Here is a 12,630-nt window from a genome sequence, read left to right on the forward strand (position 1 = left end):
TCCGCTTCTGGGACGCCTGAGTCGGTGAGCGCACCGATCAGCCCGCCAGCGGCCCCGCCAGCGACGGCGCCTGCAACAGCGCCTGCAGCGGTCGCCGCAAGCCAGCCTGCTGCCACAACGGGGCCGACACCCGGGATGGTCAACATACCAAGCCCGGCAAGCAGGCCACCAGTGCCACCAGCGAGTGCGCCCAGGCCAGCTCCCGCACCAGCGCCTTCAGCGGCGTTCGAGGTATCGTCGCGGTCATCGCCACTGTTAGAAACGATACTGATGTCGTCAGCGGGAATGCCCGCGCCTTCGAGGGCAGACACTGCGGCACTCGCAGCATCGTAGCTATCGAATAGTCCGGTCACAGTTTTCATCATCACTTCCTTTTTGTTACGTGGTCACCCGCTGCCTTGGAAGATCCAGGCCAGCAGAGACGGGCGCGCCGCGCCATAGCCCTGTCATCGAGCTTCAGGGCGCTGACGTTCTGATCTCAGGGGTGACCCAGCGGGCGTTTCGGGATTGGTAGAGCTCTGCGCTAAACGTGCGTGGAGAGTGCCGACAGCAAAGCTGCGGTCACAATCGCGGGTTTCATGCTTTTCCTTTGAGTAAATCGCCGGCTACTGAACGGGGGGCGATATCGTTGGCGACCTTATGTCGCTACACGGAAACACGGTGAACGCGATTAAGTTCCGATGTCTCTTGAAAAGGTGTGGCGCTAGGCGGAAGACTACAGCTTCACTGCCGCGTTCGTGTGCGAAGAATCAGGGTGCGCAACAGTAGGAATTGCTGATGTTTCCTCAGGGCAGACTGATCGAGCAGCTTCTTGGCGTCGGCGCACTTGGTCTGCTGGCGATTGGTTGTACTTTGGTGCTTTGGCCCTTCCTGTCCGCCATCTTGTGGGCGGCTGTGATATGTTTCTCGACATGGCCTATCTACAGATTGTTTGAACGTGCCCTCGGCGGCTATCGGGCGCTCGCCGCAGCCGCCATGACGGTGCTGGTCGTCGTTGTCATCGTCGCACCGCTTGCATTGCTGGTAACGACACTGGCGAATAATGTCGGCAGTCTGGTCGCTGCGATCACCCATGTCCTCGAACAGGGCCCTCCGGCACCGCCGGATTGGGTGAAGGGGCTACCCATTGCCGGTGAGAGCTTGGCTACCTATTGGGAGGGCTTGGCACATGACGCGCCCGCCTTCACCGTCGAGCTAAAAAAATTGATTGGTCCTTTCACCGATATTGCTCTCGTTGGCGGAACGGTGTTTGGCGCCGGGCTTCTCGAAGTCGTGCTAAGTATATTCATCGGCTTTTTCTTATTCCTACACGGGCGGCGTATGACCGCTCTCACCCGTCAGATCGCAGAACGGGTGGCGGGAGCCCGCGCTCGAAGATTGCTCAGCGTAGTTGGAGTGACCGTGACAGGCGTTGTTTATGGCCTAATCGGCACGGCCTTGGCCCAAGGCCTCTTGGCCGGCGTAGGTTTCTGGGTCGCTGGTGTGCCTCAGGCGCTATTGCTCGGATGCCTGACGTTCGTGCTGTCGTTCGTGCCTGCGGGGCCTCCCTTTGTATGGGGACCTGTCGCGCTGTGGCTTTTCATGCAGGAATCGGTCTGGCCGGGCATTTTCGTCGCGGTTTGGGGCCTGCTTCTCGTTAGCAGTATAGACAATTTCCTCAGACCGTATCTGCTTGGGAAAAACACGAATCTACCCGTACTGCTAGGGCTCTTCGGATTGATTGGTGGCGTCCTCGCGTTCGGCCTCATCGGCCTTTTCCTCGGACCCACGCTGCTGGCGGTCGCCCACAGCCTTTTTCGTGAGTGGATCGCGGCGGAGCTTGAAGAGAGAAGGCAGCCTCCATCCTCTCTATCGGAGCTAGACGAGCGCTCGGGACCGGGCCAGGGCGTCTAAGCTTCCTTCCTACAGATTTAGGAAGGATCCAGGAACTGCTTTATAACGGAAGCTTCATGGGCGAGCCTCGTCCGGAGCTATACCATCGCAGATGGGCCCCCTACGCGGAGGCCCGCCAGCACAGATTCGTCGGTCCGGCTCCGATACCGCGATTTTGGTACGCCTCAGCCGGCCAATGAATTTGGGACTTTGCTCCGTTGGAGAAGTGCCTTCTAGGGAAACTTAATACCAGCGTCCTCGGCCGTACCAGCCGCCGCCCAACAGAACAATGACAAGAAGAATGATTAGAAGCGTGGTGATATCCATCTGGGCCTCCAGGAGTACCTGATCACTCCATCGCTTGCCTGGACGGTGGCTCGTGGTTGCACTCCGACGAAGAGCAACGTTTCCGTACGGGAATTGGTTCCAAACCGGAGAACGATGACAGATGCAGCAGCGATGCGCCGCGTGGAGCTTTCGGTGTGATGGACGCGTGGAGCGCGCCGTCACCAGCGCCAGCCGCTATCCTGCTTACACATCGGCCGGTCACGGGGGACATACCGCAGGGGGCGCCATCAACTGTGATGCGGGTCTGTTGCCAGCCAGCCACTCGTGTCCGAGCGCTATGAGAGCTTTTTCGTGCGATTTGAGTTTGAGGTTACGCGGTTTCCTCTCAGAAACTTACGGGCAGAGTAGGCGACGCGGGTGGTGAAGCCCAGCCAGGGGGTGAAATATGCTGAAGGCGCCGAAGGTCCGCCATGGGTCCGAAAGCGGGCATGGATAGAGCGCCGGCGCAGATTCGCTGATGGTGTGCGATCGGACTTGCGCTCGACAGCTTTCATAAGGACTGACTTGCAAGTCTCTGTGTGATCAGGCCCCCGCAACCAAACAACCACAACCGATCCCCATCCCCGTCCAACCAACGGGGATTTTTGCGTTTTAGGCTCCTCCGCACAAGCGTCGAGGATGAAGTATCTGGTGGAATGCCGGTCCGCCGTATCGACGGATGGATCTCATGTGAAACATCCGACCGGCTTTCGCCCGCCTCGCTAAAGCAACAATTCTCCTATCGAGAGCTTTCTGAGCGCCACGGCGATGTTGGCGACGAGCGCTTCCTTTCTAGGGCCTTGATCCGGGTAGCGGGTCATGTTGTCCCCGTTGTGCATGAAAACATATCCCCCGCATCCATTGAGAGTTGGATATTGCCAGATCCAGTCTGCCGGTTTCGGATCGGCCTCGGGGCCGACATCGGTCAGCCAGATCGCCCCGGGCGGCGGGTCGCTCCATCCGCGCGCATACTGGCCGAAAACGCCTCGCCATCCGTCGAAGCCGTCGCCGAGATCGGAGAAGATCTGCAACCGGTCGTCGCGCACGCGAACCTTGATATTGGTGAAGGGACGCGGCGGAACGGCGCGGAACGGCGCCATGAAGGGCAACCACGGCTGACACGGTTCGGCGCAGATGATCAGGTTTCCGCCCCGCGCCAGAAATGCGAGGAGATCCTCGGCCCGATCAGGTATTGGTTGTCGTGGTCGGCGGTCAGCACCGCGAACACGCGCTCCCACACGCCGGCATGGCACCAACGGCTGAAACGGCGATGCACCGTCTTCCACTTGCCATAGCGTTCCAGCAGATCGCGCCAGTGCGCCCCGGAGCGCAGCACCCACAAACAACCGTTGACGAACAACCGGTTATCGGCGCCCGTCCGGCCAGGGTCACCAGCCTTGCCTGGCAACAACGCCGCTATCCGCGCCCACTGCGGAATGTCGATTGAACCTAATGCATCAGAGATTGGCTACCAGCCGGAGCGACAAGTCCGCTCCTCAGGGCCTGGACCCATTTCTCGACTTTGCCCATCGTCCCCCAGCCCGCCACGGCAGCAAAGATTGGGAAGGCAGCGGTTACAAGTTCGCGGCCGAGACTACCGCCGGCCTGTGTCGCCGCGGTGCCTGCGTTTGCCACGCCATCGATCAGCGAGCCCGCGGCCGCTGTTATCGGTGCCAATTGCGGGAAGAATATCGGCAGAACTGTTGTGGCGAGCATGCCGACAACACCGATCGCGGTCTTTCGACCGTCGAGAGCGTGGCCGATCGTCTTGCCGAGCGCACCGTTGACGGGCGTCAGTTGGGGGTCGCTGGTCGAGACGAGTGGGTCCGGTTTCTTCCCATTCAGAATTTCACCATTGAGTATGGTCGGCTCGGCGGTGAGCACCCGCAGGATGTCCTGCAACCAGACCATGTCGGCCTGATTCGGCGTCGTGCGTCCGCGCAACATAGCTGCCAGCGTCAGAATCTGTTGCAGCACCTGTGCGGAGTTGACCTCGGCCGGCGTAGGCGTGGGCTGCGATATGGCGGGCACGGTCGTTTCCTCCTGTGGAACATCGTCCTGATCGACGAGCAGATAATAGAAGCTCTCCTGGCCATGCTTCTTCAGCAGGCCGTCCACCAGCGTCTTGAATTCATTCCATTGGTGCGGCGGAACGGTCTGGCAGCCGAGGCTCGAGGTCGATGTGATGCCGCCGCGGTGAAGATTGATCCAGAAGCGGCCGCCGGGCGAATCCGTATCCTCACCGGTCTCGTCGCGGATGACGGTGCAGTTGCTATCCTGACGAAAGGCGGGATGGGGGCCGTTCTTGCGTGAAAATCCGTGTGGGCCGGGGCGATACCGGATCGCCTGGTGCGATTTCAATTTGGCGATGCCGCGGGCGAACCGGCCGGGATCGGTATTGCCGTTGAAGTTGTGGACGCCGTCAGGCTCGACGACGAAGATGGCGTCGTCATAGACGCCGCGGTCGTTGGCCCCCTCCTTGCCCATCGTGTTGAGGTAGTAGCCACGCACGGCCACGACCGCCACCGCATCGTCACGCCCGTCCTCGGGAATGAGGTCCTGGAACTTCTGGAAGACGGCCTTTGTGACGCCGATGGTCTGCTTGGGACGGTGGAGCGGCAGAAGCTGCGAGATCGGATTTGCGAGCAGCTCTTCGGTGGACTGCTCGTCCTCCGAACTCACCGCGCCGCCGAGGAGCGCCTCGATCTGGTCGGCAGCGAAAATCTCCTCCGGGCCGCCCTTGCTCTCCAGAACGCGGACTTTCGGATTGCCGTAGTCGCCCTTGGAAAACATTGCCGTCTCGCGCTCGCGGCGCGCGACAAGGCCCTCGAGGACCTTGCCCTTGCTCTTGTTCCAGCGTGCGAACTCGGCTGCAGCGCCGGTCGCGTCTCCGGCGTTCAGCTTCCGCGTCAAGGTGGCACTCGATATCGCTCCCGTGTTGAAGTGCCAGGAGACGAGCGCATCGAACTGGTGTTGTGAGAGTACGGCCCTGACCGCAGCCTGGACCTGGCTCTCAGTCTTGGCGAGGTCGTTGCGGTATATGTTGATGGCCTCGGTGAGCGAGATCGTCGCGCCGGCGCGGGGAGCCGGCGGGCCGGCAGCCGCGGTGTGGCCGGCGCCGATCGTCATGGTGCCGGTGCCGTCATTATAAGCCGCGAGCACGATCGCCTCTTCGGCAAGCATTGCGCAAATGCCGCGTAGACTTGTCTTCACGTCAGCCTCCCATTCCTGAAACGCTCCCTTCGGAGTTTCCGAAAACGGCGCCTCTACTGCTGAACCATGCTTTCCGCCACGACCTGTTCGGGCGAGAAAAGCCCGTCTTTGCTGACCCGCGCCATCACATTTGGGTTCAGAGTGTTTCCGGCGCCTGGAAAGACCACCTCGAACGTGCTGTCTCCATCGAGATCGTCGAAAAGTATCGGGGTCTTCCGAAGCAGTTCGAGACGCATCTGCTTCAGCTTTTGCAAAGACTTGCCGCTGTCGTCGTCGGTCACGTTCGCAATGAGCTCGACCGCGGGGATCTTCGGTCCCGTGAAGGGGCTTTCGGAGCAGCGCCCATCCGTTCCGATCTTGAGCGTAGCCAAGGCCAGTCCGTAGCCTCCGTCTTCCTCCTTCGCCCCAACGACTCGCGACAAGAGGACGACGGCGTCGTCCGACGCGACGGAAACCACAATTGGCGGTCGGGCGAGCCAGGTGCCTTCGAGCTTCGGTCGGCACGCATCGGTGTTCGCCTTGATCAAGGGCGCCTCGCCCGTGTCGTCGTTCCGCAGTCCCGGCAAGCGCCATTGGCGGATTTCCACACGGCCCACGCCCGTGTCGTCCGACTTGCGGATCGCCACCAGCGACTGGCGCTCGCCTGTCCGACCCAAGGCGAAAAGGGGTTCATCGTTTTCCTGTATGTCGGCGAGCCACACGGAACCGCGCGACCGGCCGGTATCGTTCTTGGGTCTTGCGGTCTTGCGCGCTATACCGATGCGCCGCAGGAAAGCCTTCGTTTCATAATCCTTGTCTCGCCGCGCCCAGGTCATGAGAGGATCGCGTTCCAGTGGTGACTGGAAGACCAGTGGCGCAGCCACGTAGTTGCGATAGAAGCCGTCTTCGTCCTGTTTCTGTCCCGGCTTTTCATTCGCAAGCTGGTCCGCCACCCGCAGGGCTTCCTGAGGCTGGTGCTTGCGGCGCAGCGCCGTGCTGATGAGAATGTCGCGAAAACAGGAAGCTTTGGCCCCACTTCCGTCGCAGCTGTTCGTCTGCAACGCCATCAAGTGAAGCGTATCGGGCGCAGGCTGCGTGCCGTGGGCCGGAACGACCTGGGAGAAACCGCCATCGTCGGGATCCGCCTTGCCCACTTCGACGATCGCGATGGTATTGCGCGTCGCGCAGGGATCTTTGCCACCAAGCATTTCTTCCGTCATGCCGGCGCGGTAGAGACAGTTCCAGTCCTCGTTGGTCGCCCGCCTTGCAGCAATTGCCAGGATGCGCCCGTGCGTTTGGCTGAGGCCGCGTCGCTGCCACCATACGAACCAGTCTTCCTTCTTGCCCTTGTGCGTCGTGGCGACGACGACGGGAGCATTGACGATGTAGGAAGGGTCCCCCGGCAGCTTCACGTGGAGCCTAAGCGCCCCAAGCCTGGCACCTTTACCCATAGTCGCTTTCGAAACGAACATGCCGGAAGGTCGCATCGAGAACTTGTAAAGCGCCTTCGATCCCGGGAGCGTGCCCTCCGCGTCGGGGGCATCCGCGATCCGATAGACGGCATAGGAAAGGGATCGAACGGGATAGGGATCGAACTCGAAATAGGTCGACGCTCTGCCGTCGAGTCCCGCCTTGTTTTCGAGGCCCTCTGACAGGGCATCGACACTTGGGTTCAGCGACCGGAATGAATCGCTGCCGCCGGCGCGGACGCCGAGGGTGACGAGCCTGGCATCACGGATGCATTTGCTTTGCTTGGCCTCCATGTCGGTGCCCGGTTCCCGACGCTCGATGAAGTAGCAAAGTCGGAACGCGTGCTCCTGCAGCAGGAAGTCACAATCGGCTTGGGTATAGCCATAGGTGGCCGCGCCATGTCTGTAACAATAGTCGTGCGTTGCGCAGGCCTGCCGCATCTGGAGACCGATGGCCTCGCGCCCTTCTTCCCGGGGAAAGGCGAGGTCGGCTAAAAGCTTGGGCAGGCTGCAGCTCAGCCCTTCGCCCCGTCCGCCGATGATCTGGATGTCCGCAGAGGAAAAGGGGATCTGGCCGGAAGTGGGCGGCATCTCCTGTTCGGTCGGCATCGCTGCGTTCGCCAGCACTTTATCAGCCAGCAGGCGACCGAAAAAATCCATACGTATGAAGATGGCCGCAACGGCGAAGCAGACCAGAAATCCAATGATAGCCATGAGCAGATAAACGCGGCGCATGACCGTACCTCCTCCATCGTTCTACCTACCATGACGTCGTCTCGTGCGCTGTTTCATTAGGAACAACTGAAACGCGTGGCACGCTCGGCCAAGCGACGGACATTTTTGGAGGGATAAGAGGCACAAGTCAGCTTTGGCGTGCCGTGCCGGCATTACCGTGTCGAGTGCCTCGCTATAAATAAACGCTATAGCGGCAGAGTGGAGTTGTGTTGGCCAGCGGCACTTTCGTGAACCTACTGTGGCAGGGCCGGCACATAAGCTGGCGCAACAAGAACCGCAGCAAGCGGTCAGAAGCACGCTAAGGCACAGGCCCAGGCGATCGCATCCAAGAACATGGAGTGGGAACATGAAACACACGTTGAGCCGCAGGGCACTTTGCATATCTACCGCCATCCTCTCGCTGGCCGTGACCGTCCCCGGACTGTCGGGTTTGGCGCTCGCAGCTGACGGCACCATCAAGCTCGGTATCGTCGCGCCGATGAGCGGCCCGAACGCCCGTTACGGCGCCTTCTCGATGCGCGGTGCCGAACTCGCCGTGAAGGAAATCAACGATGCGGGCGGCGTCGATGGGCAGAAGATCGAGCTTTATTCGGCCGACAGCCAGGGCACGCCGGTCGAAGGCGTATCCGCGACCCGCCGGCTGATCGACGAGGACGAAGTCGACTACGTCATCGGCGACGTTTCGAGCTCCGTCACGCTCGCCATGCAGCCGGTCGCCGAGGACGCCGAAGTTCTTCTGCTGAATGCCGCGTCGTCCAATCCGAGGATCACCTATGCCGCCGGCGTCGGCGGTTTCAAGTGGACCTACCGCAACTATCCGACCGACGAGAACCGCGCCTTCGTCGTGGCCAAATATGCTGCCGAACAGCGCGGCTTCACCAAGTTCGCCGTCCTCTCCGTCGATAGCGACTATGGCCGGTCGGCGATCGAGTTCACCAAGAAATACCTGCCCGAGTTCAAGGGCGAGATCCTCACCGAGGACTACTACAAGGAGGGCGAGGTCGACTTCCGCAGCGTGCTCGCAAAGATCCGCGACTCCGGCGCGCAGGCAATTCTCATGTACGGCCTGGCGGACACCACGCCGATCGTTGCGCGCCAGATGGTCGAACTCGGTCTCGCTGGCAAAGTGACATTGGTCGGCAATGGCGAGTTCAACACCGAGAAGACCATCAACTCGGCGCCGACGGCGCTCGAAGGAGCGGTCGAGGCGGCTGCATGGCTGCCGGCGTGGGACTCGCCCGAGAGCAAGGCCTTCGTGGAGAAATTCACCACCACCTATGACGAAGCGCCGAACAACCATGCCTACGTGCATTGGGACACGGTCCGCCTGCTCGCACAGGCGATTCACGAGGCCGGCGGCAATGACCGCGAAAAGGTCCGCGAGGCGCTGTCGAAGATCAAGTACAAGAGCCCGGTCGGCGAGGTCACCTTCGATGACCACAACCAGGCTCGCCTGCCGATGATCCTGCTGCAGATCGAAAACGGCAAGCCCGCCATCAAAGGTGCCTATACCGCGGAAATCCAGTATCCCGCGCAGTAATGATTGAAAGGGGACGCGACCATGTTCTCGACCGTGATTGAGCAGATCGTCAACGGCATCGTGACGGGCTCCGTCTACGCCATCGTCGCCGTCGGAATGACGATGATCTTCGGCGTGCTGCGGGCCATCAATTTCGCCCACGGCGAATACTACATGCTGGGCACGTTCGGGGCATGGTTCGCCGTGGACTATCTCGGCCTTTCCTACGAGGCATCGATCATCGTGGGCGTTCTGTCCACGATCATCGTTGCCTATGTGGTCGGAAGGCTCGTCATGCAGCGCATGGTCGGCGCCCCGGCGGAGGCCGGGGTGCTCGCCACGCTCGGCATCGCACTCGTCCTGCAGAACACCGTCATCCTGGTCTTCGGGGGCGGATACAAGTTCTTCTCCGGCGGCTACATCGAACCACTGTCGGTCCTTGGCTTCAGCCTCGCAGCGCAGCGAATTCTCATCCTCGTCGTCTGTCTGCTCGTCTTCATCGGCCTCGAACTCATGGTAACCTACAGCCGCATGGGTAAATCGATGCGGGCCGTGTCGCAGAACGTCGAATGCTGCGAAGTCGTCGGCATCGACGTGCCGAAGGTCGTGCTGCACACCTTCATCCTCGGTGCCGCACTGGCTGCCTTGTCCGGCGTGCTGACCGCTCCCGTGAATGTCAGCGTCTATGGCGGTATGGGTGAGCTCATCACCTTCAAGACGCTGCCGATCATCATCATGGGTGGTCTCGGCAACGTCCGCGGCACCTTCTTCGCGGCAATGATCCTCGGCATCGCCGAGAGCCTGGTGGCGACATATGTCGGGCTTCAGTTCCGCGACACGGTCGGCTTCGCCACGCTCATCCTGATGCTGATGTGGCGTCCCTACGGGCTTTTCTCGACGCAGGCGCGCTTCTGAGCGCGCCCCATGCCGAACGTTACTCGAATTGAGGACTCGACATGTCTCTCGCTGATACCGCACAGCAGATACGCCGACGCGATCTTCGCCTTCCGCTTGCCGCGATCCTCGTGGTCGTCGCGCTTGCTGCACCATTCATCGGCAGCCGCTACGTCACCCATTCGCTGATCATCGCCTTGATCTTCATGCTTCCCGCCCACGGCCTGAACCTGCTGGTCGGCTACACCGGGCTCCTGTCGCTGGCACAGGCCGCATTCTTCGGGATCGGCGCCTATGCCGCCGGCCTCCTTGCGGTGCACTACGGAACGCCCTTCTATGTGAATGCGACGGCAGCCGGGCTGCTGGCCGGGGCCTGCGCGCTGCCGCTCGGCATACCGGCGCTGCGGCTGCGCGCAACCTCCTTCGTCATGTGTACGCTGGGATTCGTGATCATCGGCCAGGCGATTGCCAAGAACTGGATTTCCGTGACCCGCGGCGACATGGGGCTCTCCGCCATCCCGAAACCGCACTTCGCGCTCGGCCCGCTCTCGTTCACCGTCTCCGGAACCACGAGCTTCTACTACATGGCGCTTGCCATCGGCGCCCTGGCGACGCTGGCGGTGTGGATGATCGTCCGCTCGCCTGCCGGCCGCAACATGATCGCCATCCGCGAAAACGAGACGCTGGCGGAATCGCTCGGCGTTCCGACGTGGCGCTACAAGCTGCTCGTCTTCATCATCAGCGCAGTCTTCGCCGGGGTCGGCGGCAGCCTCTACGCCCACTACCTCACCGTCGTCAGCCCGCTGACATTCCAGATGTATTATTCGACGACGATGCTGATCATCGTGCTGGGCGGCGGCGCGGGGACGATCTCGGGCGTCGTGTTCGGCAGCCTGCTCTTCGTCGGACTGACCGAAGCGCTCCGGATCACGCCGGAACTCCGCATGATCGCCTATGGGCTCTGCCTGCTCGTCCTCGTCTTCTGGTTCAAGAAGGGCTTCGCGCCCGTCCTCAACCGCTTCTGGGACATGATCGGAGGTGCGAAATGACCGGTCTTCCAATCCTTGAGATCAGCAAAATCAGCAAGTCCTATGGCGCGGTCAAGGCGGTCAACGATGTGAGCCTCCATGTCGGCCGCGGCGAGATCGCCGGCCTCATCGGCCCGAACGGATCCGGCAAGTCGACCTTCTTCGACTGCAGCACCGGTCTCCAGAGACCGGACGCCGGCACGGTGAAGCTCGATGGCCAGGACATCACCGGCTGGTCGCTGAACCGCATCGCGCGCGAAGGCCGCATGCTCCGGTCGTTCCAGAAGACGGTGGTGTTCAAGGCCCTCGACGTCGAGGAGAACCTCGTCATCGCCGGACAGATGTTCACGTTTCCATCGCTCTTCTCGACTTTCGGCATCGGCCGCCTGTCGAAAAAGCGCATATCCGGCCTGCGCGACCGAGCCCGCGAGCTCATCAAGATGGCGGGACTGTGGGACGTGCGCCACCAGCCGGCTGGGAACCTCTCCGGCGGCCAGCAGAAGCTGATCCAGTTCGCCTCGATGCTGATGCCGGAACCGAAGATCATCCTGCTCGACGAGCCGATGGCCGGGATCAACCCGAAGATAATCGAGCGGGTCATCGAAACGATCCTCTATGCCAACAAGTCGCTGGGCGTCAGCTTCCTGGTGATCGAGCACAATATCGACGTCGTGACCAGCATTTGCCAGAGGGTGGTCGTCCTCGACCAGGGAAAGAAACTCGTCGAAGGGCTGCCGCATGATATCATCGCGGACGAGCGTGTGAGGGAGGCCTATCTTGGTGGCTAATTCCGATCTTTCAATCAAGGACCTGCGCGCCGGCTACGGCATGTTGGACATTCTCAACGGCATCGATCTCGACGTGCCGGCGGGGCAGTTCGTCGCGCTGATGGGGCCGAACGGGGCCGGCAAGTCGACGCTCCTGAAGACGCTCTACGGCATGACCACCATCAAGGGCGGCAGCATCGACTGGCAGGGCAAGAACATCGCCGGCTGCAAGTCGCGTGCGATCCTCGGCGAGGGGATCTCCTTCGTACCGCAGGGACGTTGCAACTTCCCGGTCATGACCGTCGACGAAAACCTGCAGATGGCGGCCTATACGATCCGCGACAGCAAGGTGAAGGCGGACCGGGACTATGTCTACGATCTCTTCCCGATCCTGAAGACCCGCCGTTCGACGCTCGCCGGAAACATGTCCGGCGGCGAGCAGCAGCTTCTCGAGGTCGCCATGGCGGTGCTTCAGCGGCCGAAAGTGCTGCTGGTCGACGAACCTTCGGTTGGCCTCTCGCCCGCCGCCATCCACGTCGTGTTCGATGAACTGCTGCGACTTCACGCGGCGGGCCAGACCATCCTGCTTGTCGAGCAGAACACCAAGAAGGCCATGGAGGTCGCCGAACGGGCGGTGATCCTGCGCCTCGGCAAGGTCATCTGGGACGGCTTGCCGAAGGACATCACCCATGACGAACTCGGCGAGCTGTTCCTGACCGGCAAGATGCGCGGCGAGACCGACGCGGTGCATTAATGCATGTCGCCCAAAAGTGTGCAGCGGTTTTGGGATGACGACATGCACAAAAACAAAGACCCAAAGCGCGCCG

The 12,630-nt window shown here is 61.4% G+C and carries 10 protein-coding genes and 1 pseudogene; 6 read left to right on the forward strand and 5 right to left on the reverse strand.

Features of this window, described 5'->3' with window-relative positions:
- Nucleotides 1-362, reverse strand: a 362-nt coding sequence (locus N181_RS25420) for a general stress protein (RefSeq protein WP_342585827.1), incomplete at its 3' end; no start/stop codon positions are given.
- 415 nt (nt 363-777) lie between these two features.
- Here N181_RS25420 and N181_RS25425 point away from each other — a divergent pair.
- A complete protein-coding gene (locus N181_RS25425) occupies nt 778-1,893 on the forward strand; it encodes an AI-2E family transporter (RefSeq protein ID WP_060563968.1) in 1,116 nt (371 codons plus the stop codon).
- 1,028 nt (nt 1,894-2,921) lie between these two features.
- Here the strand turns inward: N181_RS25425 and N181_RS25430 are convergent.
- The 4 genes and pseudogenes from N181_RS25430 to N181_RS25445 all read right to left on the reverse strand — a co-directional run bounded on the left by N181_RS25430 (nt 2,922) and on the right by N181_RS25445 (nt 7,595).
- Complete coding sequence (locus tag N181_RS25430; protein ID WP_234818588.1) at nt 2,922-3,299, reverse strand: hypothetical protein; 378 nt, start codon at nt 3,297-3,299, stop codon at nt 2,922-2,924.
- Nucleotides 3,300-3,382: 83 nt separating this feature from the next.
- Nucleotides 3,383-3,643 (reverse strand): annotated as a pseudogene (locus N181_RS25435) (transposase); the annotation flags it as partial.
- A gap of 5 nt (nt 3,644-3,648) precedes the next feature.
- Nucleotides 3,649-5,412 (reverse strand): lysozyme, encoded by a 1,764-nt coding sequence (locus tag N181_RS25440; RefSeq protein ID WP_037399222.1) that lies wholly within the window; start codon nt 5,410-5,412, stop codon nt 3,649-3,651.
- A gap of 53 nt (nt 5,413-5,465) precedes the next feature.
- A complete protein-coding gene (locus N181_RS25445) occupies nt 5,466-7,595 on the reverse strand; it encodes a hypothetical protein (RefSeq protein WP_037399219.1) in 2,130 nt (709 codons plus the stop codon).
- Between the two features lie 346 nt (nt 7,596-7,941).
- On the opposite strand from N181_RS25445, the gene N181_RS25450 reads away from it, so the two are divergent.
- From N181_RS25450 to N181_RS25470, 5 genes are read left to right on the forward strand one after another with little or no spacing between them, the layout of a single operon-like run.
- The gene (locus tag N181_RS25450) at nt 7,942-9,135 is read left to right on the forward strand and encodes an ABC transporter substrate-binding protein (RefSeq protein ID WP_037399216.1); all 1,194 of its coding nucleotides are present in this window, start codon (nt 7,942-7,944) and stop codon (nt 9,133-9,135) included.
- A gap of 21 nt (nt 9,136-9,156) precedes the next feature.
- On the forward strand, nt 9,157-10,029 hold the full coding sequence (locus N181_RS25455; RefSeq protein ID WP_012709905.1) for a branched-chain amino acid ABC transporter permease: 873 nt from the start codon (nt 9,157-9,159) through the stop codon (nt 10,027-10,029).
- 41 nt (nt 10,030-10,070) lie between these two features.
- Nucleotides 10,071-11,057 (forward strand): branched-chain amino acid ABC transporter permease, encoded by a 987-nt coding sequence (locus tag N181_RS25460; protein ID WP_037399212.1) that lies wholly within the window; start codon nt 10,071-10,073, stop codon nt 11,055-11,057.
- On the forward strand, nt 11,054-11,824 hold the full coding sequence (locus N181_RS25465) for an ABC transporter ATP-binding protein (protein WP_037399209.1): 771 nt from the start codon (nt 11,054-11,056) through the stop codon (nt 11,822-11,824). Before N181_RS25460 ends, N181_RS25465 begins: the two co-directional genes overlap by 4 nt.
- A complete protein-coding gene (locus N181_RS25470; protein ID WP_037399206.1) occupies nt 11,814-12,557 on the forward strand; it encodes a branched-chain amino acid ABC transporter ATP-binding protein in 744 nt (247 codons plus the stop codon). Before N181_RS25465 ends, N181_RS25470 begins: the two co-directional genes overlap by 11 nt.
- The last annotated feature ends 73 nt before the right edge of the window (nt 12,558-12,630 follow it).

Source organism: Sinorhizobium fredii USDA 205 (assembly GCF_001461695.1).
Taxonomy (GTDB): Bacteria; Pseudomonadota; Alphaproteobacteria; order Rhizobiales; family Rhizobiaceae; genus Sinorhizobium; species Sinorhizobium fredii.

Excerpts from the sequence above, each read along its gene's own strand:
- N181_RS25425 (WP_060563968.1), top strand. The coding sequence starts at position 778 with ATGTTTCCTCAGGGCAGACTGATCGAGCAGCTTCTTGGCGTCGGCGCA.
- N181_RS25430 (WP_234818588.1), bottom strand. The coding sequence starts at position 3,299 with ATGGCGCCGTTCCGCGCCGTTCCGCCGCGTCCCTTCACCAATATCAAG.
- N181_RS25445 (WP_037399219.1), bottom strand. The coding sequence starts at position 7,595 with ATGCGCCGCGTTTATCTGCTCATGGCTATCATTGGATTTCTGGTCTGC.
- N181_RS25450 (WP_037399216.1), top strand. The coding sequence starts at position 7,942 with ATGAAACACACGTTGAGCCGCAGGGCACTTTGCATATCTACCGCCATC.
- N181_RS25455 (WP_012709905.1), top strand. The coding sequence starts at position 9,157 with ATGTTCTCGACCGTGATTGAGCAGATCGTCAACGGCATCGTGACGGGC.
- N181_RS25460 (WP_037399212.1), top strand. The coding sequence starts at position 10,071 with ATGTCTCTCGCTGATACCGCACAGCAGATACGCCGACGCGATCTTCGC.
- N181_RS25465 (WP_037399209.1), top strand. The coding sequence starts at position 11,054 with ATGACCGGTCTTCCAATCCTTGAGATCAGCAAAATCAGCAAGTCCTAT.